The sequence below is a fragment of the Micromonospora globbae genome, assembly GCF_003610785.1.
In the GTDB taxonomy this organism is placed as follows: Bacteria; Actinomycetota; Actinomycetes; order Mycobacteriales; family Micromonosporaceae; genus Micromonospora; species Micromonospora globbae.
Window position 1 is genome coordinate 260,578 of the sequence record NZ_RAQQ01000008.1, and the last position, 25,656, is coordinate 286,233.

Annotated in this window: 23 protein-coding genes and 1 riboswitch; of the genes, 12 read left to right on the forward strand and 11 right to left on the reverse strand. The window is 73.5% G+C overall.

Annotated features, from left to right (window positions below; genetic code table 11):
- Positions 1–52: 52 nt before the first annotated feature.
- Positions 53–658 (reverse strand): TetR/AcrR family transcriptional regulator, encoded by a 606-nt coding sequence (locus D7I43_RS13770; protein WP_120328911.1) that lies wholly within the window; start codon positions 656–658, stop codon positions 53–55.
- Positions 659–875: 217 nt separating this feature from the next.
- Between D7I43_RS13770 and D7I43_RS13775 the strand changes: the two genes are divergently transcribed.
- From D7I43_RS13775 to D7I43_RS13790, 4 genes are all read left to right on the forward strand, one after another.
- On the forward strand, positions 876–1,772 hold the full coding sequence (locus D7I43_RS13775) for an ABC transporter permease (protein WP_120328867.1): 897 nt from the start codon (positions 876–878) through the stop codon (positions 1,770–1,772).
- Positions 1,773–1,800: 28 nt separating this feature from the next.
- A complete protein-coding gene (locus tag D7I43_RS13780; protein ID WP_120328912.1) occupies positions 1,801–2,583 on the forward strand; it encodes an ABC transporter ATP-binding protein in 783 nt (260 codons plus the stop codon).
- A 144-nt stretch (positions 2,584–2,727) separates the two neighbouring features.
- A complete protein-coding gene (gene ispD, locus D7I43_RS13785) occupies positions 2,728–4,239 on the forward strand; it encodes a 2-C-methyl-D-erythritol 4-phosphate cytidylyltransferase (protein WP_120328868.1) in 1,512 nt (503 codons plus the stop codon).
- 27 nt (positions 4,240–4,266) lie between these two features.
- Positions 4,267–5,943, forward strand: a complete 1,677-nt coding sequence (locus D7I43_RS13790; RefSeq protein ID WP_120328869.1) for a CDP-glycerol glycerophosphotransferase family protein — start codon at positions 4,267–4,269, stop codon at positions 5,941–5,943.
- Here D7I43_RS13790 and D7I43_RS13795 read toward each other — a convergent pair.
- From D7I43_RS13795 to D7I43_RS13815, 5 genes are all read right to left on the reverse strand, one after another.
- A complete protein-coding gene (locus D7I43_RS13795) occupies positions 5,934–6,668 on the reverse strand; it encodes an alpha/beta fold hydrolase (protein ID WP_120328870.1) in 735 nt (244 codons plus the stop codon). The two genes, D7I43_RS13790 and D7I43_RS13795, sit on opposite strands and share 10 nt — an antisense overlap.
- A 207-nt stretch (positions 6,669–6,875) precedes the next feature.
- A complete protein-coding gene (locus tag D7I43_RS13800; RefSeq protein ID WP_120328871.1) occupies positions 6,876–7,724 on the reverse strand; it encodes a C39 family peptidase in 849 nt (282 codons plus the stop codon).
- Positions 7,725–7,953: 229 nt separating this feature from the next.
- Positions 7,954–8,096, reverse strand: a riboswitch (cyclic di-AMP (ydaO/yuaA leader).
- Between the two features lie 567 nt (positions 8,097–8,663).
- Complete coding sequence (locus D7I43_RS13805) at positions 8,664–9,440, reverse strand: hypothetical protein (protein WP_120328872.1); 777 nt, start codon at positions 9,438–9,440, stop codon at positions 8,664–8,666.
- 145 nt (positions 9,441–9,585) lie between these two features.
- Positions 9,586–10,080, reverse strand: a complete 495-nt coding sequence (locus D7I43_RS13810; protein WP_120328873.1) for a hypothetical protein — start codon at positions 10,078–10,080, stop codon at positions 9,586–9,588.
- A 91-nt stretch (positions 10,081–10,171) separates the two neighbouring features.
- Positions 10,172–11,401: an acyltransferase family protein gene (locus tag D7I43_RS13815; RefSeq protein ID WP_120328874.1), complete on the reverse strand. Its 1,230-nt coding sequence runs from the start codon at positions 11,399–11,401 to the stop codon at positions 10,172–10,174.
- A 305-nt stretch (positions 11,402–11,706) separates the two neighbouring features.
- Between D7I43_RS13815 and D7I43_RS13820 the strand changes: the two genes are divergently transcribed.
- From D7I43_RS13820 to pseI, 4 genes are all read left to right on the forward strand, one after another.
- A complete protein-coding gene (locus D7I43_RS13820) occupies positions 11,707–13,032 on the forward strand; it encodes a polysaccharide pyruvyl transferase family protein (protein WP_120328875.1) in 1,326 nt (441 codons plus the stop codon).
- Positions 13,033–13,121: 89 nt separating this feature from the next.
- Entirely contained in the window at positions 13,122–14,273 is a 1,152-nt protein-coding gene (locus tag D7I43_RS13825; protein WP_120328876.1) for a glycosyltransferase family 2 protein, read from the forward strand.
- A complete protein-coding gene (locus D7I43_RS13830; protein WP_120328913.1) occupies positions 14,270–14,773 on the forward strand; it encodes a GNAT family N-acetyltransferase in 504 nt (167 codons plus the stop codon). Before D7I43_RS13825 ends, D7I43_RS13830 begins: the two co-directional genes overlap by 4 nt.
- Positions 14,770–15,816 (forward strand): pseudaminic acid synthase, encoded by a 1,047-nt coding sequence (gene pseI / locus D7I43_RS13835; RefSeq protein WP_120328877.1) that lies wholly within the window; start codon positions 14,770–14,772, stop codon positions 15,814–15,816. Before D7I43_RS13830 ends, pseI begins: the two co-directional genes overlap by 4 nt.
- Positions 15,817–15,945: 129 nt before the next feature.
- Here the strand turns inward: pseI and D7I43_RS13840 are convergent, their stop codons facing one another.
- Genes D7I43_RS13840 through D7I43_RS13860 form a run of 5 tightly spaced genes read right to left on the reverse strand, consistent with a single transcriptional unit; the run spans position 15,946 to position 20,602 of the window.
- A complete protein-coding gene (locus D7I43_RS13840) occupies positions 15,946–17,184 on the reverse strand; it encodes an acyl-CoA reductase (protein WP_420870203.1) in 1,239 nt (412 codons plus the stop codon).
- Positions 17,185–17,192: 8 nt separating this feature from the next.
- Positions 17,193–18,242 (reverse strand): LuxE/PaaK family acyltransferase, encoded by a 1,050-nt coding sequence (locus tag D7I43_RS13845; protein ID WP_120328879.1) that lies wholly within the window; start codon positions 18,240–18,242, stop codon positions 17,193–17,195.
- Entirely contained in the window at positions 18,236–19,630 is a 1,395-nt protein-coding gene (locus tag D7I43_RS13850; RefSeq protein ID WP_120328880.1) for an AMP-binding protein, read from the reverse strand. Before D7I43_RS13850 ends, D7I43_RS13845 begins: the two co-directional genes overlap by 7 nt.
- On the reverse strand, positions 19,627–20,379 hold the full coding sequence (locus D7I43_RS13855; protein WP_120328881.1) for an SDR family NAD(P)-dependent oxidoreductase: 753 nt from the start codon (positions 20,377–20,379) through the stop codon (positions 19,627–19,629). The genes D7I43_RS13850 and D7I43_RS13855 overlap by 4 nt, the downstream gene beginning before the upstream one ends.
- Entirely contained in the window at positions 20,360–20,602 is a 243-nt protein-coding gene (locus D7I43_RS13860; RefSeq protein WP_120328882.1) for an acyl carrier protein, read from the reverse strand. The genes D7I43_RS13855 and D7I43_RS13860 overlap by 20 nt, the downstream gene beginning before the upstream one ends.
- Positions 20,603–20,846: 244 nt before the next feature.
- On the opposite strand from D7I43_RS13860, the gene pseB reads away from it, so the two are divergent.
- From pseB to D7I43_RS13880, 4 genes are read left to right on the forward strand one after another with little or no spacing between them, the layout of a single operon-like run.
- Positions 20,847–21,827, forward strand: coding sequence for a UDP-N-acetylglucosamine 4,6-dehydratase (inverting) (pseB, locus tag D7I43_RS13865; protein ID WP_120328883.1), 981 nt, complete (start codon positions 20,847–20,849; stop codon positions 21,825–21,827).
- A 5-nt stretch (positions 21,828–21,832) separates the two neighbouring features.
- Complete coding sequence (locus tag D7I43_RS13870) at positions 21,833–22,981, forward strand: DegT/DnrJ/EryC1/StrS family aminotransferase (RefSeq protein ID WP_120328884.1); 1,149 nt, start codon at positions 21,833–21,835, stop codon at positions 22,979–22,981.
- Positions 22,982–22,991: 10 nt separating this feature from the next.
- Positions 22,992–23,828 (forward strand): hypothetical protein, encoded by an 837-nt coding sequence (locus D7I43_RS13875; RefSeq protein WP_120328885.1) that lies wholly within the window; start codon positions 22,992–22,994, stop codon positions 23,826–23,828.
- Positions 23,825–25,651: a class I SAM-dependent methyltransferase gene (locus D7I43_RS13880; RefSeq protein ID WP_120328886.1), complete on the forward strand. Its 1,827-nt coding sequence runs from the start codon at positions 23,825–23,827 to the stop codon at positions 25,649–25,651. The genes D7I43_RS13875 and D7I43_RS13880 overlap by 4 nt, the downstream gene beginning before the upstream one ends.
- Positions 25,652–25,656 lie beyond the last annotated feature (5 nt).

Genomic DNA, 25,656 nt, shown 5'->3' on the forward strand with positions numbered 1-25,656 from the left:
ACCCCCGGCGTGAGCGACCGGGTGGCCGCCGGCGGACCAGCGGGTGTGACGCTCAGTCGTGCCTCGGCCCCGCGCCGTCGCGTGGCCGGGGCACGGCCGGACCGGCGCCGAGCCCGACGGCCACCGACTCGACCAGGGTGTCCAGGTAGGTGTCGGTGAGCGGGCCACGGGCGATGGCGAGGCGCCAGTAGATCGGCCCCACGATGAAATCGATGGCCGCCTCCGGATCGGTGCCGGCCGGCAGCTCGCCCCGCCGTACGGCCCGCTCGATCAGGCGCCCGCCGATCTCGTGCTGCCGCGTGCGCAGCACGCTCTGGAGGGTCTGGTCGATGGTCGGGTTGCGAGCGGCCTCGGCGAGCAGGTCGGGAATGATCTGCGAGGCCAGCGGGTGGCGCAACGCGTGCGCCACCACCTGGAACAGCAGCGCGAGGTCGCCCCGGAGCGTCCCGGTGTCCAGCGCCGGAAGCTTGCCGTGCGCGGCCGCCACGACGATCTCCAGCACCAGGTCGAGCTTGGAACTCCAGCGGCGGTATATCGCGGTCTTGCTGACTCCCGCACGGCGGGCCACCGCCTCGATGGACAGCCGGCCGTACCCGACCGCGGCGAGTTCCTGCATCAGGGCGCGGCGGATGGCCGCCGTGATGTCGTCCCGCAGCACCGCCGCTCCGGCCGGCGCCCGCCGTTTCCCGGTCGTCACCTGGCACTCTTTCCGCATGTCACGGCCACCACACTAGCGCAACGACGGTACGGTTGCGTCCCGACGTGTTTCGGACTAGTGTCCACGCAGCGACGAGGCGGCGCTCCCCCGCACTGGCCACGTCTGAGACCATTCGAGCGCGCATCACCTCCACCGGATAGATCGGAGCGCCACGCCCATGGCCAACACCGCGCTGGCCGACCCCGACGCCGGCCTCACCCAGGCGCAGCTGGCCGCCCGGTACGGGCTCCGGGTCGCCGGCGAGCGACCGCCCCTGGCCGAGTACACCCGGCGGCTCTGGCACTACCGGCACTTCGTCGCCGCCTACGCCAACGCCAAGCTGGTCGCGTCGTTCAGCAACGCCCGCCTCGGTCAGCTCTGGCAGGTGCTCACCCCGCTGACCAACGCGGCCGTCTACTACCTGATCTTCGGCCTGGTGCTCGAACAGAAGAGCATCCCGAACTTCATCGCATACCTCTGCACAGGCCTGTTCATCTTCAACTTCACCCAGACGTCCGTGCAGAACGGCACCCGGGCGATCAGCGGCAACCTGGGACTGATCCGGGCGCTGCACTTCCCCCGGGCCTGCCTGCCCCTCGCCATCACGGTCACCCAGTTCCAGCAGTTGCTCGGCTCGCTGGTGGTGCTCGTCGCGATCGTCCTCGTGACCGGCGAACCGATCACGCTGGCCTGGCTCGTGCTGGTGCCCGCGGTCCTGCTCCAGACGGTCTTCAACGCCGGGCTCACCATGGTCGTGGCCCGGATGGGCGCGAAGCTCGCCGACCTGAAGCAGGTCATGCCGTTCCTCCTGCGCGCCTGGATGTACGGCTCCGGTGTGCTCTACAGCGTCACCCTCTTCGAGGAGAACCTGCCCGGCTGGGCCACCCGGCTGGTCGAGGTGAACCCGATCCTGGTCTACATCGAGCTGGCCCGGGTCGCGCTGCTGGAGGACGCGCCGGTGCTCAACTCCTCCCTGCCCCGGCTCTGGCTGGTCGCCGCCGGCTGGGCGATCGTGATGGGCATCGGGGGTTTCCTCTACTTCTGGCGCGGTGAACAGGAGTACGGCCGTGGCTGACCAGTACGAGACGTCGAACGCCGTGACGATGCCCCTCCCGCGGGTGCAGGAGCGCATCCCCACGGTGGTCGTGGACGACGCGCACGTGATCTACCGGGTGCACAAGGGCGCGAGCGGCGGCACCAGCCCGGTGGCCGCGCTGCGCCGGATGGTCACCCGCACCACCGCTCCGAACATCCGCGAGGTGCACGCGGTCAAGGGAGTCACCTTCACCGCGTACCGGGGCGAGGCGATCGGCCTCATCGGGAGCAACGGGTCCGGCAAGTCGACCCTGTTGCGGGCCATCGCCGGCCTCCTGCCGGTGAACCGCGGCGCCGTCTACACCCAGGGGCAGCCCTCGCTGCTCGGGGTGAACGCGGCGCTGCTCAACGACCTCTCCGGCGAGCGGAACGTGGTGCTGGGCTGCCTCGCGATGGGAATGACGCCGGCCGAGGTGCAGCGGCAGACACCGGAGATCATCGAGTTCTCCGGCATCAACCAGCGCGGCGACTTCGCCTCGCTGCCGATGCGCACCTACTCCTCCGGCATGGCAGCCCGCCTGCGCTTCTCCATCGCCGCGGCGAAGAAGCACGACGTGCTGTTGATCGACGAGGCGCTCGCCACCGGCGACAAGGGCTTCCGCAAGCGCAGCGAGCAGCGGGTCCGGGAGCTGCGGGAGAGCGCCGGCACGGTCTTCCTCGTCAGCCACCAGCTCTCCTCGATCCGGGACACGTGCGAACGGACGATCTGGCTGGAATCGGGCGTGCTCCGCATGGACGGCCCCACCGACGAGGTGGTGCGGGCGTACGAGGAGTTCGCCAACGGCAAGTGACCTGACGGCGGATTCAGAAGCAACTGAGCGGCGGTTACGGCCACGCCGCCACAATTGGGTGACCGCCGATGACGGGATAAGGTTCATCCGGTCGCCGCCTGGGCGGAATCTCTCCTTAACCAAGCCTGGAAGTGAGGATCGGCAATGACGCAGGACCACCCCACTGGCCCGACCGCCGCACCGGAGAGTCCGGCACCCTGGCGGCCGTCGCGGACAGTGGCCGTGATCCTCGCCGGAGGCACCGGGACCCGCCTCGGGCTCGGCATCCCCAAGCAGCTCTTGAAGATCGCCGGCAAGCCGATCATCGAGCACACCCTCGCCGTCTTCGAGTCCGCTCCGGAGATCGACGAGATCATCGTCCTGATGGCGCCCGGTCACGTCGCCGAGGCCCAGCGGCTCGTCGAGAAGGCGGGCTTCCGCAAGGTCACCACCGTGATCGAGGGCGGCGACACCCGCAACGCCACCACCCGCATCGCCCTGGACGCCATCGGCGACGAGGACTGCAACGTCCTCTTCCACGACGCGGTGCGGCCCCTGGTCAGCCACCGGATCGTCCGGGAGTGCGTGAACGCGCTCTGGACCTACTCCGCGGTCGACGTGGCCATCCCGTCGGCGGACACCATCATCCAGGTGGACGGGGACGACTGCATCACCGACATCCCGGTGCGCTCGTCCCTGCGCCGCGGCCAGACCCCGCAGGCGTTCCGCTCCGGCACCATCCGGGAGGCGTACCGGCGGGCCGAGGGCGACCCGAACTTCGCCGCCACCGACGACTGCGGCGTGGTGCTGCGCTACCTGCCCGGCACGCCGATCAAGGTGATCGACGGCTCGGACGAGAACATCAAGGTCACCCACCCGGTCGACGTGCACCTGGCGGACAAGCTCTTCCAGCTCGCGGCCGCCCGGGTGCCCCGCCTCGCCGACGAGCGCAGCTACCGGGAGGAGCTGACCGGCCGGACCATGGTGGTCTTCGGCGGCAGCTACGGCATCGGCCACGACCTCACCGAGCTGGCCCGCCGGCACGGCGCCCAGGTCTTCCCGTTCAGCCGCAGCACCACGGGCACCCACGTCGAGCGGCCCGCCGACGTCGAGGCGGCGCTGCGCACGGCGTTCGAGGCGACCGGCCGGATCGACCACGTGGTGGTCACCGCGGGCATCCTCGAGAAGGGCAACCTCGCCGAGATGGACGAGGAGACGATCGACCGGGTCCTCCAGGTCAACTTCGTGGGGCCGGTGACGGCGGCCCGCCTGGCGCTGCCGTACCTCCAGCAGACCAAGGGCCAGCTGCTGCTCTACACCTCCAGCTCGTACACGCGGGGCCGGGCGCGCTACGCGCTCTACTCGGCCACGAAGGCCGCCCTGGTCAACCTCACCCAGGCGCTCGCCGACGAGTGGGCGGAGTTCGGCGTACGGGTCAACTGCGTCAACCCGGAGCGGACGGCGACCCCGATGCGGACGCGGGCGTTCGGCGCGGAGCCGGAGCACACGCTGCTCTCGGCCGAGGCGGTGGCGCAGGCCTCGCTGGACGTGCTCATCTCGGAGCTGACCGGGCAGGTCATCGACGTACGCCGGGATCCGGGCGAGGCGCCGCAGGTGGTGCCGGCGCAGACGGCACGGCCCTCCTCCGGCGCCGCCGCCGAGATGAGCGCCGGCTGACGGCGAACGGCGGGTGGACGGAGCGACATGCGCGGTGACCTGTTCCGCAAGCTGATCGCCCGGTGTGTGAGCATCGGGCTGGCCGTGCTGGCCTTCCTCGTCTCCGCGCTGACGAACGCGACCGGCTGGGGACTGGCGCTCGTGCTGGCCGCCCTCGCGGCGGCTGCCCTGGAGCGGCGGGTCCGCCCCGGCGCGGACACCGTCGCCGAGACGGCGCTGATCGCCGCCGGGGTCCTGGTCGCGTACCTCCGGCGGCTGGACGCCGGCTTCGACCCGGCCCTCGCCGCCACCGCGCTGGTCCTGCTGGGGCTGGTGCTGCTGGAGGGCCCCCTGCGGCAGGCCGGTGACCTGGAGATCCGCACCGCCAACCTGCCGGTGCGGTCGTGGACGCCGCTGGCCTCCGCACACCTCGGCGACGCGCTGCTCGGGCTGCTGGCCGTGGTGGCGCTCGCCGCCGCGGCCGCCGCGCCGGCGCTGCTCGCACTGGCCGTGACCGTGCTGGTCGCCGCCGGCGCCGCGGCCGCCGGGCTCGACCTCGCCCGCCGGCGGTTCCGGCCACCCGCCAGTGGCGGGGCCGTGCGCCGGGCGGTACGGGCGCACCAGCCGGAGTTCCTCCTCTACTTCTCGGCGCCGCCCGGATCCCAGTACCAGGTCACCATGTGGCTGCCGTACCTGGAGCGGATCGGCCGCCCGTTCCTCGTGGTCCTGCGCGAGCCGGAGTTCCTGGCCCCGGTCGCCGCGGCCACCACCGCCCCGGTGGTCTACTGCCCCACCCTGCGGTCGATCGACGAGGTGCTCGTACCGAGCCTGAAGGTGGCGTTCTACGTCAACCACGGCGCCAAGAACAGCCACTGCATCCGGTTCACCCAGCTGACCCACATCCAGCTGCACCACGGCGACAGCGACAAGGCGCCGAGCGCCAACCCCGTGTCCGCCCTCTTCGACCGGATCTTCGTGGCCGGTCAGGCCGCCATCGAACGGTACGCCCGCGCCGGGATCGACATCCCCGCGGAGAAGTTCGTGATCGTCGGCCGACCGCAGGTCGAGTCCATCGCCGTACGCCGGGAGCCGCTGCCGGTCGACGCCCCGCGGACCGTGCTCTACACCCCCACCTGGACCGGCCACCACGCGGACGCCGACTACTGCTCCCTGTCCGTGGCCGAGCCGCTGCTGCGCCGGCTGCTGGACCGGGGCGTGACGGTGATCCTGCGCGCCCACCCGTACACCGGCCAGAACCCGGCCTCGGCACGGCAGCTGGGCCGGCTGACGGAGCTTCTGGCGGCCGACCGCGCGGCGACCGGCCGGCAGCACCTCTGGGGCACGGCGGCCGGCCGGGAGCTGAGCCTGGTGGAGTGCGTGAACCGGTCCGACGCGCTGATCTCCGACGTCTCGGGCGTGATCTCGGACTACCTCTACTCGGGCAAGCCGTTCGCCGTGACCGACATGACCGGCGACGGCGACGCGTTCACCGAGCGGTTCCCCCTGGCCGCGGCGGGCTACGTCCTGCGCCGGGACATGGCGAACGTGGACGAGGTGCTGGACCGGCTCCTCGGCGCGGACCCGCTCGCGCCGGATCGCTGGCTGACCCGGCGGCGCTACCTGGGCGACTTCCCGGCCGAGTCGTACGCGGACGCGTTCCTGGAGGCGGCGCGGCGGGAGCTGGACCCGGCCGTGCGGGAGGCCCGGGTTCCCGCTCAGCGGTAGGCGTCGGCCAGCGCCAGCACCGCCTCCGGGTCCTCGACGTGGGCGTTGTGCCCGAGCCCAGGCAGCGTGACTACCGGCACCCCCAGCCGCTGGAGCTGGGCGTCGGTGACCATCGGGTCGTGCTCGCCGCGGGCCAGCACGACCGGGACGTCGGTGGCCGCCAGCAGTGCGGGCAGGTCCGGCTCCCCCACCGCGAAGGCGGCCGGGTCCATGGCCAGCCGCCACCGCCCGTCGACCTGGCGCAGCCCGGCGTCCACGACCGGATCGTCGGGGGCCAGCAGACCGGCCAGACCGGATACCCGCAGGTAACGTTCGGCGGCCTCGTCCCGGCCGGCGAACCAGGTGATCGGACGGGCGGCCAGCTCGCGCGTCCGGGCCAGTTCGGCCGGGGACCAGACCGCCTTGATGCCGACGCCCACGACGGCGGCCACGGGCAGCGCGGAGCCCCGGGCCGCCAGCGCCAGCCCCACCACGCCGCCGAGCGAGTGACCGAGCACGACCACGCGGTCCGCGGGGGCCAGGGCGGCGGCCACGCGCTCGGCGAGCCCCGCGAACGAGTACGCCGGCAGGGGCGGCGCCGCGCCGTGCCCGGCGAGATCCGGCGCGAGCCAGCGCCCGGCCCAGCGCCGCTCCAGCACGGCGGTCGCGGGCGACCACACGTCGCCGGTGGCGCCCATCCCGTGCAGCAGCAACAGGGTGGGCTCGCGGCGGGACTCGTCGACCATGGACGGCAGTCTGCCATCGGGCCGCCCGCCGGGCGAGTCCCTGTCGGCCGCCGACGGCGGACCGGACGGCCGTCGCCAGGGACGAGCGTCAGCCGGACAGCGGGTCCGGCCCGACAGCGGGGTCCAGCCCGACGGCGGGTGCAGCCGGGACGGCGACGGGCGCCGGCCCCCTCGCGGGGTGCCGACGCCCGAGGTGCGCGGAGGATGTCAGGCGGAGTATCCGCGGGTGGTCATCCAGTTCGCCAGGTCGATGGTGGTGATCCAGTACGACGGGATCGCCGGGTTCGCCGAGTCGGCGATCTTGACGACGCGGCCCTCGTCCCGGTAGCCGACCACGGCGATGTAGTGCCCGCCCGGGAAGGAGTGCCAGCCGCCGTCGACGTCGGTGGCGTCGCCCACGATGTTCGCGACCACACCGCGCCCGTCGGTGATGGCCCGCACGACGTCCGCCTGGAGCTGGTCCATCTGCGCCGGGCTGGGCGCGTTCGGGAACATGCGGGTCCGGTACGGGTTGCCCTTGACCACCGCGTTCAGCACGCGGGTGGTGTCCTCGGCGGAGTTGGTGCCCATCTCCGTCGTGCCGAGCTGGACGGCCAGGTCGTCCTGGCTGCGCTCGATGCCGGCGGCGCTCAGGGCGTTACGCGTGGCGGCCGGGCCGCAGTAGTAGTAGGTGGTCTGCGCCTGGTAGTCGTAGTCGAGGACCTTGCTCGCCGGCGGCTTCGGCTTCCGGCTCACGTCCGGGTTCGCGGCCTTGGCGGCCTTGGTGGCCTCGGCGGTCTTCGTGGCAGAGGGCGACGCGCTCGGCGACGACGGTGCCGTGGTCTCGGGCGCGCTGGTCGCCGGGGACCGGTCGTCGCCCCGGGAGGCGATCCCGGTGTCGCTGCGCAGTTCGGCCACCGACGCCGAGGCCGGCTGCGTGGCCGGGGTGTCGTCGGCGGCGTCGACCAGCGCGCCGGTGGTGGACGCCAGCACCACGGCCACGGCGGAGGCCGCCGCGATCTGGAACGGACGCTCGGTTGCCAGCTGGCGCAGCCGGCGCTTCAGGGTGTGCTTCACAGTTCCTCCACGGGCTCAGGGGGAGAGCGGCGTGCCGGGATTCGGGCATGCGTGACCGCGCGGACGGCGTCCGCGGGTGGTGGACCGCTCAGGGGAGACGCCCGGTGAGCCGGGCGGAAGGACGCGGGGCCAGGATCAGCGCGCCGCTACGAGGCGGGCGGGCTCGGGCACCGCGGTGCCGTGGAGAGGTGGAGACGACCGAGGGGTGGGTACGAACAGCACGAGGTGGAACTCCTTCCGGCACCGCCTACCGGGTTAGCTGACGGGTTCGGGCGGGAAGTTCGCCCTACCGCGGGCCGTGGCCCGCGGATTCACCCCGGACGTGCGGGTGGGTCCCCGGCTCGTGAGAGCACGATTAGGCGGGTCGGCACGGCGTCGCCTTGTGCGATCGGTTACCGCGCCGGACGGGCCGACACTACTAACCGGTACCGGGCCTGCCAACCCCGTCCCACCTGCTTAAACCTGGTTCCGGGCACAAATTTTCCGGGCGTACGGACGCTCTCGTGACGGGGTGGGACGAGCGTTTCCAGGGGCGCCGGCGGCACGCAACGGGACAGGCTGGTGACAACGTCGCCGGATGACGGGGAGAATTGGGCACCCCTGGTTCCCGCTGACCGTTTCCCGGACGGTGTGAGCGGGCTCACGCAATTAAAGCCGGACGTATCACGCAAAGCGGATGAGGCGGGCAGGCAGCGGGCCCGGCCGGTTGACGACTCCGGGGTGTCAGCGGGTCCCTGCCAGGTGATCATCCCGACGGCGGTGTCACCGATCTCACCGGCCCTGCCCGCCCTCGTCAACCCCGCGCACGGCCGGGCCGCCGTCGTGCTCGCGCGCCCGGCCACCGGGGTGTTCGACGGGCCAGGGCCCGCGGGGTGTTCGACGGGCCAGGGCCCGCTGGGGTGCTCGGCCGGCCGGGCCTGTGGGATGGGCGCCGACGGGTCAGCCGGCCCGGGCCGGGCGCCAGCGGGCCGTGGCGGGCCGGGCGGTGGCCGTCGTGACCGCCCGGGCCGCCGGCACGCGGGCGGTCCGGAGTCGGGCCGCCGCCGCGTACGCCTCGGCGGCCAGGGCGCGGGCGGCCTCGGCGGCCAGTTCGGCGTCCCGCCACGCGGAGCGTTCCCGCTCCCCGGCGGCCCGGTAGTCGGCCAGCCGCTCGTCGCGGACGAACCGGGCCAGCCGCACCTCCTGCTCGACCGGATGCCGGCGGGGGTCCCAGCCGTTGCGGTGGCCGAACACGTCGCCGAGCTGCGCCAGGGTCAGGTCACCGCGCCAGTGCGCCGCCGTGGCGGCACGGTGCAGGTACCGCTCGCGGGCGGCGTACTCGGCCGGCGTACGCGGCGTCCGGGGCGTGGGCAGCGCCCCCGCGCCCGCGAACCGGCGGGCGGCCGTCTCCGCCGCGTCGTACGCGGCCCAGGCCCGTTCCAGGTCGGTGTGGGCGGCCACCCACTCGGCGCGCCGCCGGCGGGCGGTCTCCGCGGCGCGGGTGGCGGCGACCGCCACCTCCTCGGCGTACCGGCGCAGGTCGGCCGCCTCGGCCGCGGCGAGGTCCCGCTCGCTCGGGCGGGTCGGGTCGCCACCGGGGTCGTCCTCCGGCCGGTCGCGCTCCGGTCGGGCGACCAGCACGGTGAGCACGGTCATGGCCAGCACCAGCAGCCCGGACCAGATGGCGGCGGCCTGGGGAACCTCGGTGAGGAACTGGTAGAGGACGGTCTTCTCCATGTCGGCACCTCACGGACAGCGGATGCGATGGGGGACGCCGCACGACCGCCGGGACACGCGTGCCTGGTCGGGCAGGGTCAGCGGGCGGTGCGTACGGGTGAAGGACGGGTGGGCGCGGGTGGCGGGACGGGTGCCCGCCGCGGAGTCAGGCGCCCGGCGGGGCCCGGGACGCCCGGGCCGGGGTGGCGGCCGAGCGTGGCATCCGGGCGTCGGCGGCCGCGGCGGCGCCCGCCGGCGCGACCGGCCCCGGCGCCACGCTGTCGACCGGGCGCGCGGCGAGGTACGACCAGTGGTCGGTGCCCACACCCGCGGTGGCCCCCGGCACGACGGGGGGCGCGCCCTCCACGTCCGGTGCGGATACCGCGCCGACGGCCGCGGCGGGCAGCCCGTGCAGGGTGGTCGGCACCGGTGCGTCGACGCCCGGCCCGCGCAGGGCGACGGTGACCGCCCCGTCGGCCACCGACACGCGCACCGACTCGGACGACGCCGGAAGCCCGGACGGGCGCGGCGGCTCGGACGCGGCCGCGGCCGGCGCCACGGCGCCGAGGGTCAGCGCCCCGGCGACCGCCAGGCTGGCCAGCAGCCGGGAAGCCCATCGCGCGACCCACCACAGGGGACAGGCGAACGCGACGGGAAGCACGTGACAACGCTACCGCCCCGTCCCGCCGAACGCATCGACGGCGGGCGTGTCGTCCCCGCCACGCCGCGCGGTCCCACCAGCGTGGACGGTGTCAGCGCGTGTCGGCGTACACCGGACGGTCGTCGGTGGGGGTGGCGCCCGGCCGCGGCCCGGGGACACCCGGCGCACCAGGGGTCGCGTCCCGGCGGGCGCCGGCGGCGACGGCGCGGCCGGCGCTGTCGGCCCGGCCCGTCCGACGCGGGCCGAGCAGGCGCATCATCGGCGTCTCGACGTACCGGTGCAGCAACGCGGCCAGCCCGAGGTTCACCAGGAGGAAGCCGAGCACCGCCACCGGCCCCCACCAGCCCGGCAGCCCGACGCCCCAGTCGCCTGTCAGCCGCAGCACGGTGGTGATGACGAGAACGTGGACCAGATAGAACGCGAACGAGACCTCACCGAGCCAGACCAGCGGGCGGGACCGCCACGGCGAGCGCAGCCCGCGTACGTCGGCGTCCGCCGCCGCCGTGATGACCAGGAGGTACGCGGCCGACAGCAGCGCGGCCCACAGTTCGGCGCGGATCCACCCCGCGGCGGCCACCCAGGTGAGGACGAACAGGACGGTCGCCAGCGGCAGCCGCGGCCCGCGCCACCGGCCGCGGCGCATCAGTTCCGCGGCGGCCACACCCATCCAGAACTCGACCGACCGCACCAGCGGGAAGACCTGGGTGAACCACCAGCGGTGCTCCTCCGGCACCAGCGCCTGACCGGGCCACAGCGCCAGGATCACCAGCGGCACGGCGACGACGACGGCCCAGAGCAGCCAGGGCCGCGCCCGCCGCACGAACGGAAGCGCGAACGGCAGGCAGAGGTAGAAGAAGAACTCGCAGGAGAGCGACCAGCTCACCGTGTTGATGCTGTAGAAGTGGCCGGAGCGGGGGTCCCACGCCTGGAGCAGGAGAAGGTTCTCGACCGCCACGCCGATCGGCACCGGGTCGGCGAGCCACAGCGCCGCCAGCACCGCCAGCGCCCAGAGGACCAGGTGGTTCGGGTAGATCTTGGCGAACCGGCGCCGCCAGAAGGCCCGCCGCGACTGCCCGGGCCGGGCGGACCAGACCAGCACGAAGCCGCTGAGGATGAAGAAGAACTGCACCCCGGACAGGCCGAGGGCGAAGACCTTGCCCACGGCGCCCTGGACGTCGGGCTCCGCGATGATCCGCATGGTCGCGGCGTGGAAACCGAAGACCAGCAGCGCCGCCACCCAGCGCAGCCCGGTGAGCGACGGCAGCCGGCCGACGGATGCGTACCGCCCCGAGGTTCCGGCGCCCGTCGATGCGCCCGTCACGTCCGCTCTCCCGGCGTCGCCCGCACGCGCCTCTCCTCCCGACGTCCCATCGGGCGCGAGGCGCGACGCACGGCGTCCGCCCGGCGGCCTGCCGGCGGACCGGCCGCTGCCCGTTCGGGCACCATACCCCGACCATTCGGCGAGCCACGACCACTGGTCGGACGACGGTGACGTGCGGATGTCCCGTCGATGTCCGTGGCCTAATATCGCGGAACCTGGGCGTGATGGCGGCAAGGTCTTCCACGAGCCCTGAACCGACGGCTCGACGTCGGGCTGTTCGAGGACGACGAGAGGTTGGGCGACGCATGCACCAGCGGATCCTGCTACGGGCCAAGAAGGGCCCCTTCGACGTCTACTCGCCGGAGGAGACCTTCGAGCGCAACTGGATCGGTGAGAACGCCGGCAACCTCGTCTTCAGCCACGCGGCCCACAAGCTGTTGCGCGCCGCCGGCACCCAGATCGACTCCACCGAGTTCCGGGTGGACCTCCGGGAGGCCGACCTCATCAACGAGCGGTACGACGTGTTCGTCATACCGCTGGCCAACGCCTTCCGGCGCAGCTACGTCGAGCGACTCGCGACCATGACGCGGCTCATCCGCAAGCTGACGATCCCCGTCGTGGTGCTCGGCGTCGGCGTGCAGACCAACGTCAAGGGGGATCGCGAGTACCTGCGCCCCATCGACGACGCGGTGAAGGGCTTCGTGAAGGCGGTGCTCGACCGGTCGCACAGCATCGGCGTCCGCGGCGAGATCACGGCGGACTACCTCCGCACGCTCGGCTTCTCGGCGGTCGACGTGATCGGCTGCCCGTCGATGTTCCTGCACGGCGACAACCTCCGGGTGGAGAAGCGCAAGGCCGTGCTGGAGCCGGACGACCGGGTCGCCATGACGATCTCCCCGTACGTCAAGTCGATGGCCAAGGTGGTCACCGCCCACCACCGGAAGTACCCGAACCTGCGCTACCTGCCGCAGGACCTCAAGACCCTGGGCACCCTGCTCTACGGCGACGGCCCCGACGGACGGGGCAAGACCAGCGCGATCCCGGTGCACACGTCGCACCCCCTCTTCGTCGAGGACAAGGTGCGGATGTTCGTCGACCCCTGGACGTGGATGGACTACCTGTCCGGCTTCGACTTCGCCTTCGGCACCCGCATCCACGGCACCATCACCGCCCTGATCGCCGGCACGCCCGGTTACCTGTTCGCGCACGACTCCCGGACGCTGGAACTGGCCCGGTACTTCGAGATCCCGCACCGGGTGATGAAGGACGTGCCGGCCGACGTCGACGCCGCCGACCTGTACGCGGAGGCGGACTACACCGCCATGAACAACGGGCACAAGGCCCGGTTCGAGACGATGCTCGCGTTCCTCGCCAAGCACGACCTGCCCAACGCGTTCGCAGACGGGGACAGCGCGACCCGCTTCGACGAGCAGGTCCGCGCGACCACGTTCCCGCCGGCCGTGCGGCCGGTGGCCGCCACCGACCGGGACGTCCTGCTGACGCGGCTGCAGTGGCTGCGCGACCAGGCGGACGAACTGCGCACCGAGGTCGAGACCCTCCAGCGGATGAGGCTGCACGCTCGGGTGCGGGCCGCGGTCGGACGGCGTGTGCGGGGGATCCTCCACCGCTAACCTTCCGGTCAGCGGGTGTTCAGAGCGCCCACCACCGTCGGCCATGTGAGGTTTCGGGCCCGGCCACCCGCAGGGTCGATGGTGGCGGCGTGGTCAATGAGCCGACGCACGCACCACTGCTGAGCCTCGTCGTGCCCGTCCACGGCGTCGAGGCGTACCTGTACCAGTGCCTGGAGTCCATCCGGGCCGACATCCCCGCGGACGAGACCGACGCGGTCGAGCTGATCGCCGTCGACGACGCCTCGCCGGACCGCTGCGGCGAGATGCTGCGGTCGTACGCGGCCGGACGCCCTGGGATCCGCCTCGTGCACCTGACCCGCAACGTGGGTCTCGGTCCGGCGCGCAACGCCGGCCTCGACGTGGCCACCGGCCGGTACGTCTGGTTCGTCGACAGCGACGACTGGTTGCCGCCGGGGACGGTCCCCGCCGTGCTGGACCGCCTGCGGCGGCACGAGCCGGACGTGCTGCTGCTGGATCACCTGCGCGTGCACGAGGACGGTCGGCGGGAGGTCGACGCCAGCAGTCCCCTGCTGCGCGGCGTGTCCGGCGTGGTCCGCCTGGCCGACCGGCCGCAGCTGCTGCGGGTGCAGCACACCGCCTGGAACAAGGTGGTGCGCCGGGGCTTCCTCGACGAGCTGGGGCTGCGGTTCCACCCGGGCTGGTACGAGGACATCCCGTTCAGCCATCCGCTGTTGATCGGCGCCGAGAGGATCTCGGTGCTGGACCGGGTCTGCTACCTCTACCGTCGGGGCCGGCTCGGCGCCATCACCTCGACCCGCAGCGACCGGCATTTCGAGGCGTTCGACCAGTACGAGCGGCTGATGGACTGGGTGGCGAGGCGGAACCCGGACGACGCGCTGCGGGCCGAGCTGTTCGAGTTGATGGTGAGCCACTACCTCGTGGTGGTGGGCAACGACGACCGGCTGCACCCGCATCTGCGGCGGGCCTTCTTCCGGCGGATCACCGAGCACTTCCGCCGGTACCTGCCGCCCGGGGGCTATCCGGTGCCGCCCGGCGTCAACGGGCTCAAGCACCGGCTCGTCGGGCGCGGCGACTACCTGGCGTACGCGGCGCTGCGACGGGCGCACCGGGTGGCCGGGCGGCTGCGCGGCGACCGCGACACCACCCCGGCTCGCGACGCCACCCCGGCCCGCGCCGCCGGCCCGGACCCGGTGGCCGTCCCGGTGACCGGGGAGCCGGCGCCCGCGGAGCGGTCCGGCGCCCTGACGGAGCCGGTGTGAGCGGGCCGTTGCGTCCCGCGGACGACACCGACCTGGACCGGATGCGGCTCTGGCGCAACCATCCGCAGGTCCGGGCCGTGAGCCTGACCCGCCACGAGATAGGCCCGGACGAGCACGCGGCGTGGTGGGCGCGGGTACGCCTCGACCCCGACCGCCGAGTGCTGGTGCACCTGCACGGGGGCGCACCCTCCGGCGTGGTCACCTTCTCCGGCGTCACCTCGCCGCAGCGGGCCGTCACCTGGGGGTTCTACCTCGACGTCGCCGGCCTCGACGCCCGTGGCGAACTGCTGCCGGCGTGGCTGTCGCTGGAACGGGCCGCGATCGCGTACGCCTTCGAGACGCTCGGGGCGCGGGCCCTCGGCGGTGAGACGTTGACGAGCAACGAGCCGGTGCTCGCGCTGCACCGGCGGTTCGGGTTCCGGGTCGTGCGGCGGTACGAGCGGGAAATCGACGGCAGGCCACACGAGGTGGTCTGGACGGAAATGAGCAGAGGAACATGACAGTCGAAATCGGGCCGCACCGGATCGGCCCCGGGCACCGGCCGCTCGTGGTCGCCGAGATGTCCGGCAACCACAACGGCAGCCTCGACCGGGCACTGGCCATCGTGGACGCGGTGGCGGCGAGCGGGGCGCACGCGCTCAAGCTGCAGACGTACCGCCCGGACACCATCACCATCGACGTGGACGCGTCCGCGTTCCGCATCTCGGACGGGCACGACCTGTGGGGTGGCGAGCGCCTCTACCAGCTCTTCGAACGCGCCCACACGCCGTACGAGTGGCACGAGCCGATCTTCGAGCGGGCCCGCCGGCACGGGCTCACGGTCTTCTCGTCACCGTTCGACCGCACGGCCGTGGAGCTGCTGGAGAAGCTGGACGCGCCGGCGTACAAGATCGCCTCGTCGGAGCTGGTCGACCTGCCGCTCATCCGGCTCGTGGCCAGCACCGGCAAGCCCGTCGTGATCTCCACCGGGATGGCCACGGTCGGCGAGATCGACGCCGCGGTGCGGGCCGCCCGGGAAGCAGGTGCCGGCGGCATCGTGCTGCTCGCCTGCACCGCGTCCTACCCCGCGCCGCCGCAGGACAGCAACCTGCGCCGGCTGCCGGTGCTGGCCGACACGTTCGGCGTGCCCGTGGGACTCTCCGACCACACGCCGGGGATCGGGGTGCCGGTCGCGTCGGTCGCGCTCGGCGCCTGCCTGATCGAGAAGCACGTGACGCTGCGGCGGGCCGACGGCGGCGTCGACTCCGACTTCTCGCTGGAGCCGGAGGAGCTGGCCGCCCTCACCGTCGAGTCGGAGCGGGCCTGGGCGGCGCTGGGCGGCACCACGATCGGCCCCACCCCCACCGAACGCGAGGGACTGCGGTTCCGGCGCTCGCTCTTCGTGGTCTCCGACGTGCGGGCCGGCGACCCGGTGACCGCCGCGAACGTCCGCTCGATCCGGCCCGCCGGGGGTCTGCCCCCCGCCGACCTGGACCGGGTGCTGGGGCGGACCTTCACCCGGGACGTGCCGCGCGGGACACCGCTCTCCTGGGACCTGATCTGACCCGTGCCGGTGGCGGGCCGGTCGCCCGGTACCGGCCCGGGGCGACCGGCCCGGACCGGCCCGCCCGATCCTCGTGACGACACGGCCCGGTCCGCGCGGACCGGGCCGGTCATACGGGCACGGTGCGGGTCAGGCGTCGACCGTGACCAGCCGGACGAACTCGCGGAACAGGTCGTAGCCGTCCCAGACGGGAGCGAACCGCAACGCCGCGCCGAAGGGCACGATCCGGTCGATGCCCCGACCGGCGAGCTGCCGTGCGAACTCGCGCAGTTCGTCGGCCTCGAAGCCGAAGTGGGTGAGCGTCTGGTCCCGCCGACGGACGAACGGCACCAGCTCGGCGAGGTCCGGCACGGTGACGAAGCCGAACGTGCCCGTGCCCAGCCAGTGCCGAGGGGCGGCGGCCGGCGTCCGCAGGTCGAGGGCCGCCACCAGGTTGTCGGGGAACGCCATCGCGGCGACGCCACCGTCGGCGGCCAGCCCGTACGCCCCGACCCGCTTCTCCACGGCCATCGCCGCGTCGACCTCCCAGCCCCGCTCCCGGGCCGCCACGCCGAGCAGACCGACGAACTCGGCGCGGACCGCCTCGGCGCGGTCGGCGTCGCCGACCAGGAAGACGGCACGGGGCGAGGAACAGGCCGCCTGGTCGAACCAGTACGCGTCGTTGACGAAGCCGAGCACCGCGTCGCGGCGGGCGGCCGGCGTCGCGACCTCCCAGCCGGCCACCGACAGGGCCGCGAACGAGGAGCGGTCTGGGAACGTGAGGTCGCGGGCCGCCGGTGCCAGCGGGTGGCGGCGGACCGCGTTCACCGCCCCGTCGCCGCCCCAGACCACCCGCACGTCGCACCGGGCGCTGAAGTGCGCGGTCACCGCGTCGTCGTGGCCGTACGTGACCATCCGCTGCGTACGGGCGACGACCGGGTCGGCCTCGGTGAGGCTCTCGTTGAGCACCTCGAGGATCGTGTCGGCGGCCGCCGCGGACCGCGGCGAGATCCGCACGACGTTGGTGTTGCCGGCCAGCGCCGCGAGCGCCCACGAGTAGACGAAGACGGTGTCCACGTTGGCCGGTGGGATGTGGAAGACCACTCCCCTCGGGAAGGCCAGCGTCTGCGGGTCGAGCGCGGCGCGCAGCCGCTCGACGGCACGCAGCAGTTCCCGGCGGCGCAGGAAGAAACCGAGCGAGCCGAGCTCGGGGTGACGCCGGGCCAGGGCCGGGGCGAGCAGCCGCCGGGACACGCGGGTCAGGAAGTCCACGATCCGCTCGTCGCCGACCGCGAGCGGCGACCCGTCCCGGACCGACCCGGGATCGCCCTGCGCCGTCGCCGGCAGCACCTCGTCGACCGGCAGCTCCGGACCCGTCGGAAACCGCATCCGTACCGTCATGACCGACCTCCGGCGTAGGTGTCGCTGCAGCCCCGGGCCTCGGCCCGGGGCAACCGGCCGACGACGCTGAACCGCTTGCCCGGCCAGTGCCCGTCGTCCACCCCGTGCACCACCCCGACGTCCTCGGTGAGCAGCACGTTGCCGGGGTACGAGGTGGGCAGGGTGCTGAGCACCTCGACGAGCCCCGGGGTGCCGACCGGCGCCTCGCGCCAGGTCTCCGGGTCACGGATGATGACGTCGGCGAAGTCCGGGCAGTAGAGCGCGCCGCCCTCCGGTCCTTCGAGGAAGACCGTGCCGATCTGCTCGACCATGCCGTAGAAGTTGTGGATCCTCGTCAGGCCGCTGTCCGCCGCGAACCGGCGGCGGAACTCGGCGTTGTCCACCGCCTGGTCCGCCAACTTCTTCCATCCGCCGGAGTGCACGAGGATCCCCTGGGACAGGTCGAGGCCGTGGTCCCGCGCCACCTCGTAGAGGTAGCGCCAGACCATGAACGTGAAGCCGAAGATCAGGAATGGCGCGTCGCCGTGCCGGGCGAGGAAGTCCTTGAGCGCCGCGACGTCCGGACGGTCGTCGGCGTCGAGCAGCCAGAGGTGGTCCCGACCGAAGTTGACCATGCCGAGCGCGCCCGCCCCGCGGGCCGAGTAGGAACGGCGGTCGCCGACCACACCGGACCGGTCCACCACGATCATGGGCAGCCGCCGCGGGCCGAGCACGGCGCCGAGGGTGCGGGCCAGCATCCGGGACTGCGTGGCGGCGGCCTCCCGGTCCAGGTGGATCCGGCTCACCTGGCCGGTGGTGCCGCTGGAGGTGAGCACACGGATCACCTCGTCGTCCGGCACGCTGGCCAGCTTGCGGGTCTTGAACAGCCGCACCGGAAGCCAGGGCAGGTCGGCCAGCGTCGCCGGCTCGGTCTCCGCGCCGAGGGCGGCCAGGATCCGGTCGTACGGCGGGCAGTTGCGCCGGTGGTGTGCCATCAGCCCGATCAGCTCGCCGCGCAGCCGCTCCTCCTTCTCGGCCTGCGCAAGGGTGAACACGTCGGTCAGCACTGCTCCTCCAGCACGCGGTAGTCGGGCTTGCCGGTGGGGGTCAGCGGCAGGGCGTCGACACCGCGCACCTGGACCCCGGACGAATGGGTGCCGAGCGCCGCGGCCACCTCGGCCCGGATCCCGGCGAGCCGGTCGGGGTCGGCGCCCTCGACCACCACCACGAGCCGGTCCGCACCGGCCACCGCGGCCACCGGCCCGTGGTGGCCCAGTGACCGCTCCACGTCGTCCAGGTTGACGCGTACGCCGAACACCTTGGCGATCCGCTTGATCCGGCCGGTGACGAAGAGGAACCCGTCGGCGTCCAGCCGGCCGAGGTCGCCCGTGGCGAGCACGCCGCCCAGCTCGTCGGGCCGGGCGAGGTCGGCGGCGGTCTCCGCGTAGCCCATCATCACGTTGGCGCCCCGGTAGACGATCTCGCCCACCCGGTCCGGTTCGGTGGTCTCCGTACCGTCGTCGGCGCGGATCGACACCGTCCCGCCCGGCACCGGCAGCCCCACCGAGCCGAGCTTGCCGGGCAGCCGGTCGGGCGGCAGGACGGTCATCCGGGCGGTGGCCTCGGTCTGCCCGTACATCACGAAGAGCCGGCCCCCCACCGCGGCCATCCGCTCGTGGAAGTCGGCGACCAGCTCCGGGTGCAGGCGTCCCCCGGCCTGCGTGAGCGTCCGCAGCCGCGGGTGCCGGGCGGGGGCGAAGCGCAGGCGGCGGAGCATCTCGTACTGGTAGGGCACGCCCGCCAGCGAGGTGGCGCCGTGCCGGTCGACGGCGGTCCAGAAGTCCCGGGACGTGAGGCCCGTGCGCGCCAGCAGCACCGTGGCCCCGGCGTGCAGGTGGCTGGTCAGCACGGAGAGGCCGTACGTGTAGTGCAGCGGCAGCGTGGTGGGCGCGACCTCGTCACCGTCCAGACCGAGAGCCGTCGCGATCGCGGACGCGTTGGCCTGCACGGCGGTCCGGGACAGCCGGACCAGCTTCGGGTTGCCGGTGGAACCGGAGGTGGTGAGCAGCAGCGCCAGGTCGGGATGGGGCCGCTCCCCGGCGGGCCCGGTGCGCCGCCACGCGGGACCGAGGCCGGCGGCGGCCGGCTGGAACCCGTCGCCGGGCGCCGGCGCGCCCAGCAGCACGGCCGGGCGGAAGCGCCCTACCAGGTCGCGCAGCGCGGCCGGGGTGATCTGCGGGTCGAGCAACGCCACCGGGCGACCCGCCTCCCAGGCGGCGAGGATGCGCAGCACCGCGTCGATGTCGGCGGCGGCGGTGGCGAAGACGACACCGGGCGGTTCGTCGTCCAGCAACGCCGCGAGGTCGGCGACACGGTCGGCGAGGTCGGCGCCGCCGAGGCGGCGTCCGGTGGCGGCGTCGACCAGGCGGGCGTCGGCGTGCAGCAGGGAGGTCACAGGGTCAGCCCGCCGTCCACGCCGACGACCTGACCGGTGACGAAACTCGCCGCCGGGGAGAGCAGGAACGCGACCACGTCGGCCACCTCCCGTGGCTCGCCGAGCCGGCGCAGCGGGGTGGCGTCGGCGCGGGCCTGCCGGCCGGCCTCGTCCAGGTCGGCCAGCAGGTCGGTACGGATGAAGCCGGGCGCGACCGCGTTGACGCGGATGCCCGCGGGTCCCAGTTCCTTCGCGGCGGCCCGGGTCAGCCCTTCGACGGCCGCCTTGCTCGCCGCGTAGACCGTCTGCCCGGCGGCCCCGGCGGAGCCCACCAGGGAGGCGGTGAGCACCACGGCGGGGCGGTCGCCCCGCCGCAGCAGGCGGGCACCCTGCTGGAGGGTGTGGGCGGCACCGGCCGCGTTGACCGCGAAGAGCCGGGACACGGTCTCGTCCGGTACGGAGCCCAGCAGTCCCGCGGCGTGCACGCCCGCGTTGACGACGAGCGCGTCCAGCGCCCGCCACCGGTCGAACAGCACGCGGGTCAACGCCCGGACCTGCTCCGGATCGGCGACGTCGCCGTGCACCGCCTGGTGCGGGCCGCCGGGCAGACCGGCCGCGACCTCCTCGGCGGGTCCGGGCCGCCGGCCGTGCACGGCGACACACCAGCCCCGCGCGGCGAGACGGTCGGCGACGGCCCGTCCGATGCCCCGGGTCGAGCCGGTCACCAGGACGCGGCGTCCGGCCGGCCACTCAGTCGGAGAGGACGACACCGTGCTTCTCCAGGATCTGCCGTGCGCGGTCGAAGGAACTCAGGTCGATCACCTCGTCCGTGTCCAGCATGACGCCGAACTCGTCCTCGATCGACGCGACCAGGGACATGTGCGCGAGCGAGTCCCACTTTTCTATTCCGCGGTATTCCAGGTTGTCCACCTCGACGTCGTCCGGCAGTTCCAGGGCGGCGCGGAAAACATTCCTCAGTCGCTGCAGTTCCACTGCTTTTCCTCCGTGACGGGTACGCGCGACGGCGCGTGCCGGCCGAGTGTAGCCGAGGTTCCGGACGCCACCACACGGCCAGGAGCAGGCAAGAAGTGTTTGCCTGTAAGGCATTCCGCATTCATTTCACTCACCGCATCAGTTCACCGACCGGCGTCGGTTCGTTAACCAAGCCGGTCTAGCGTCTCGATCCGTTCCGTCGGCCCACGGTCGACCGAAACCACCGCGACCACGGGAGAAGCAATTGAATGCGTTGGATGGGTCTTCCATTCTTGTCACCGGAGCGACGGGCTCCTTCGGCAAGGCCTTCCTCCAGCACGTCCTCTCCGAGCGTGACCCCGCCCGGGTGGTCGTCTTCTCCCGTGACGAGCTCAAGCAGTACGAGCTGCGCCAGCAGCTCGGCGACGACCCGCGCCTGCGGTGGTTCATCGGCGACATCCGCGACCGGCACCGGCTGACCCGGGCCATGCACGGCGTGGACCACGTCGTGCACGCCGCGGCGCTCAAGCAGGTGGACACGGCCGAGTACAACCCGTCCGAGTTCATCGCCACCAACATCACCGGTTGCCAGCACGTGGTCGACGCGGCCATCGAGGCCGGCGTGAGGAAGGTCATCGCCCTCTCCACCGACAAGGCGTCCAGCCCCATCAACCTCTACGGGGCCACGAAGCTGGTGGGCGACAAGCTGTTCATCTCGGCGAACCACTACGCCGCCCACCACCCGACCCGCTTCGCCGTGGTGCGCTACGGCAACGTCGTGGGCAGCCGCGGCTCCGTCGTCCCGCTGTTCCGTCGGCTCGCCGCCGAGGGCAGCAGCCTGCCGATCACGGACAAGCGGATGACCCGCTTCTGGATCACGCTGGACCAGGCCGTCCGGTTCGTCGTGGACTCGTTCGACCAGATGCAGGGCGGCGAGCTGTTCGTGCCGCGGATCCCCAGCATGCGCATCCTCGACCTCGTCGAGGCGATCGCCCCGGACGCCACCACCCACGAGATCGGCATCCGCCCGGGCGAGAAGCTGCACGAGGAGATGATCGCGCCGGACGACAGTCGCCGGACCCTGCGCACCGCCGACCGGTTCATCGTCCAACCGACGATCGCCACCTGGGGCTACCAGCCGCCGGCCGACTGCGAGCCGGTGCCGGACGGCTTCGCGTACCGCTCCGACAGCAACGACGACTGGCTCAGCGTGGAACAGCTGCGCAGCGTCCTCGGCGCAGCGTGATGGGAATGCTCCCGTACGGACGGCAGTCCGTGACGGACGACGACGTCGACGCCGTGGTCGCGGCCCTGCGCAGCGACTGGCTCACCACCGGCCCCCAGGTCGAGGCGTTCGAGGCCGACCTGGCGACGTGGACCGGCGGCGTCGACTGCGCGGTCGTCTCCAACGGCACCGCGGCGCTGCACGTGGCGTACGCGGCGGCCGGCATCCGCCCCGGAGACGAGGTGATCGTCCCACCCATGACGTTCGTGGCGACCGCCAGCAGCGCGGTCGCGCTCGGCGCGAGGATCGTCTTCGCCGACGTCGAGGAGGAGACGTTCACGCTCGACCCGGCCGCGGTCGCGGCCGCCACCACGTCCCGGACCCGGGTGGTCGCGGCGGTCGACTACGCCGGCCACCCCGCCGACTACGACGCCCTGCGGGGGGCGATGGGCGGCTCGGGCGCCCTGCTGCTGGCCGACGCCGCACACTCGATCGGCGCCACCTACCGCGGACGGCCCGTCGGCTCGCTCGCCGACCTCACGACGTTCTCCTTCTTCCCCACCAAGAACCTCACCACGGCCGAGGGCGGCGCGGTCGCCGCCCTCGACCGGGATCTGCTCAAGCGGGCGCGGCGGTTCCGCAACATCGGACTCGTCCGGGACCGCGACGAGCAGCGCTGGCCCGACGAGGGCGGCTGGCACCAGGAGGTGCACGAGTTCGGGCTCAACTACCGGCTGCCGGACGTGCTGTGCGCGCTCGGCCGCAGCCAGCTGCGCCGGCTCGACGCGTTCCTCGCCCGGCGGGCCGAGCTGGTGGCCCGCTACGACGAGGCCCTCGCCGACCTGCCCGGTGTGCTCACCCCCGGCCGGCGGTCGTGGGCGCGACCGGCCTGGCACCTCTACCCCGTGCGCATCCTCGACGGACGACGGCGCGAGGTGTACGACCGGATGCGGGCGGCCGGGATCGGGGTGCAGGTGAACTACATCCCGGTGCACTGGCACCCGGCCTTCGCCGACCTCGGCTACCGGCGCGGCTCCTGTCCCGTGGCCGAGTCGTTCTACGCCCAGCAACTGTCGCTGCCGCTCTACCCGACGCTGCGCGACGCCGACCAGGAGCGGGTCGTCGACGCGCTCGCCGCGGCGCTGCGGGCCGCCACGGCCCGGCACGCCGCCTGAACGGAACGTCATGCACCACGCCAACCACTTCTACGGACACGCCCACGTGCTGGCCCGGTACGCCGGACTCGGCGACGGGCACCCCCCGCGGATCAACGGCTACGTCCAGCACGGCTGGAACATCGGCGACGGCCTGGCTCCCGGGCACCCGTACGTCGAGCGCACGCCGAGCCTGCTCTGGTCGGAGCAGACCCGGCGGCGCGCCTGGTCGGTGGGGCGCCGCAACCTCGTCGTCATCGGTGCGCCCTTCGTGTACCTGCTCGCGATGCGCGCCGCCGATCCGCCGCCGGAACGGCGGGAGGGCACCATCTGGTACCCGTTCCACGGGTGGGAGGGCCAGCACGTCCGGGGCGACCACCGGGAGCTGATCGCCCGCATCCGGGACACCGAGCCGGGCCCGGTGACCGTCTGCCTCTACTGGCACGAGTACGGCATGCGCCGGGTCCGCCGGCTCTACGAGGACGCCGGCTTCCGAGTGATCTGCCACGGCTACCGCGGGCACTGGTGGCGGGACACCGACCCGTACTTCCTCGACAAGCAACTCGGTGAGCTGCGCCGGCACCGCCGGGTGGCGTCGAACAGGCTCACCAGCGCGATCTTCTACGGCATCGCGGCGGGCTGCGAGCCGGCCGTGTACGGCGATCCGATGGTGCTCGCCGACGAGGATCCCACCTTCGGTGGCACCGCCCGGATCCGTCGCCAGTGGCCGGAACTGCACGGCGAGGTGGTCGACCTGCCGACCGCCGTGGCCATCGCCCGCGACGAGTTGGGCACCGACCACCGCTGCACGCCGGCCGCGCTGCGCGAGCTGCTCGGCTGGGCGAACCTTCAGGAGGGAACGAGTTGACCACTCAGACGTCGCCCGCCGACCGGATCGTGCTTCCCGGCGGGGAGATGCTGGCCTGGTCGGACCTGCCGGAGGGCCACTCGCCCGCGGCCGAGCCCCTGGCGGCGTTGGCGGCCCTCGTCGTCCCGGCCGGGGCCCGGGTGCTCGTCGCCGGCCCGCACGACCCCGCCCTGCTCGACCGGCTCGCGCACGCCGAGGTGACCTGCCTGCTGCGCAGCTACCCGGACGGGGTGGCGCTGGCGGCGCGCGCCGCCCGCGTGGTGGTGGGCGGTCCGGCGGGGCTCGCCGACGACGAGCGGTTCGACGTGGTGATCGCAGGTTCGGGGCTCGACGCGGTGGAGTCGGTGGAGGGTGCCCGGCTGGGCTGGGGCGGCGTGCTCGCCCGGCTCGCCGGCGCGCTGCGTCCCGGCGGGACGCTGCTGCTGCGGGTGGACAACCCGGTGGGGCTGCGCCGCCTGGTCGACGCCGACCCCTGGTACGCCCGCCGGGACGACCACGCCTGGACGATCGCCGGGGTGCTGGACACCGACCACCCCGCCAACCGGGAGCAGGTCCGCGACCGGCTGGCCCAGGTCGGCCTGCACACGCGCGCCTGCTTCGCCGCGTACCCCGACCCCGAGGCTCCGCGGGCCCTCATCGACGCCGACCGACTGGCCCGGCACACGACGTCAGGGCTCTTCGACGCGCTGTTGCACGAGGCCTGTGTCGACGGCCTCGCCACGGCCACCGTGCTGCAGGATCCGGCCCGGCTCGCGGCCGACGCACTGCACGCCGGACTGGGCGCGGTGCTCGCCCCGGGCTGGGTGGTGGTGGCCAGCCGGCAGCCGGCACCCGACACCGCCGACGGGCCGTACGCCGCGCCCGTCCCGCTGCCGGTGGCGCTGTCCCGCTCCGGGCCGGACGGCGAGGTGCTGGAGGTGGTCGACGACCCGCGCGGCTGGCGCTGGCGGCTCCGGTCGGCCGACCGGAGGGCGGAGCCGGCCGCGCCGTTCGCGACCCGGGAGGCCGTGCACCGCGACACGGCGACGCTCGACGGCGAGCCGGTACCCGAGGGGAGGCTGCTGCGCACCCTGCTGCTCGACGCCGCGCTCCGTCGCGACCTGCACACGCTGCGCCGTCTGCTGCACGGATACGCGGCGTGGCTGATGGGCCAGGCCGGACCGGACGGCACGCTCGGGGACGCGGCCGCGCTGGCCACCGTCGACACGGTGCTCGTCGACGAGGAGCGCTACACCCTGCTCGACCCGAGCTGGCGCGCCACCGTTCCGGTCGCGGCGGAGGTGGTGCTCGCCCGCGGTCTCCGGCGGTTCGCCACCACGCTGGTCACCGGGGGCTACGCCCACCCGTGGACGTCGACGCTGGACGTCGCGGGCCTCACCGTGGTGCTCGCCGGAGTCGCCGGTCACGACCTGGACCGGGCGACCGTGGCGGCGGCCGTCGACATCGAGGCCGCGGTCACCGCGGCGGTGCGCGGACTGGGCACCGAGGGCCGCGCCGTGCTCCTCAGCGAGCTGCGGTCCGTCGAGCCGACCGATCCCCCGGCCGGGCCGCGGAGCTACCAGCAGCTCCGCGAGGCATGGCTGCGTCAACGCGAGGAGCTGAAGCGGGTCACCGCCCTGCTGAAGTGGACCGAGGACCTGCTGACCTCGCGCGAGCGGGCGCTGCGCCGGGCCGAGGTGACCATCAACCTCCTCAGCGGCTCGATGAGCTACCGGGTCGGACGGCTGGCCATCACCCCGGCCCGGTTGGCCCGGCGCGGGGCGCGCGCGGCCCGCCGCCGGCTCCGCGACGCGATGGCAACCAAGCCGAAGGAGCAGCAGTGACCGGG

Coding starts and splice junctions, on each gene's coding strand:
- D7I43_RS13775 (WP_120328867.1), top strand. CDS start 876: ATGGCCAACACCGCGCTGGCCGACCCCGACGCCGGCCTCACCCAGGCG.
- D7I43_RS13780 (WP_120328912.1), top strand. CDS start 1,801: ATGCCCCTCCCGCGGGTGCAGGAGCGCATCCCCACGGTGGTCGTGGAC.
- ispD (WP_120328868.1), top strand. CDS start 2,728: ATGACGCAGGACCACCCCACTGGCCCGACCGCCGCACCGGAGAGTCCG.
- D7I43_RS13790 (WP_120328869.1), top strand. CDS start 4,267: ATGCGCGGTGACCTGTTCCGCAAGCTGATCGCCCGGTGTGTGAGCATC.
- D7I43_RS13795 (WP_120328870.1), bottom strand. CDS start 6,668: ATGGTCGACGAGTCCCGCCGCGAGCCCACCCTGTTGCTGCTGCACGGG.
- D7I43_RS13805 (WP_120328872.1), bottom strand. CDS start 9,440: ATGGAGAAGACCGTCCTCTACCAGTTCCTCACCGAGGTTCCCCAGGCC.
- D7I43_RS13820 (WP_120328875.1), top strand. CDS start 11,707: ATGCACCAGCGGATCCTGCTACGGGCCAAGAAGGGCCCCTTCGACGTC.
- pseI (WP_120328877.1), top strand. CDS start 14,770: ATGACAGTCGAAATCGGGCCGCACCGGATCGGCCCCGGGCACCGGCCG.
- D7I43_RS13840 (WP_420870203.1), bottom strand. CDS start 17,184: ATGCGGTTTCCGACGGGTCCGGAGCTGCCGGTCGACGAGGTGCTGCCG.
- D7I43_RS13870 (WP_120328884.1), top strand. CDS start 21,833: ATGCTCCCGTACGGACGGCAGTCCGTGACGGACGACGACGTCGACGCC.
- D7I43_RS13875 (WP_120328885.1), top strand. CDS start 22,992: ATGCACCACGCCAACCACTTCTACGGACACGCCCACGTGCTGGCCCGG.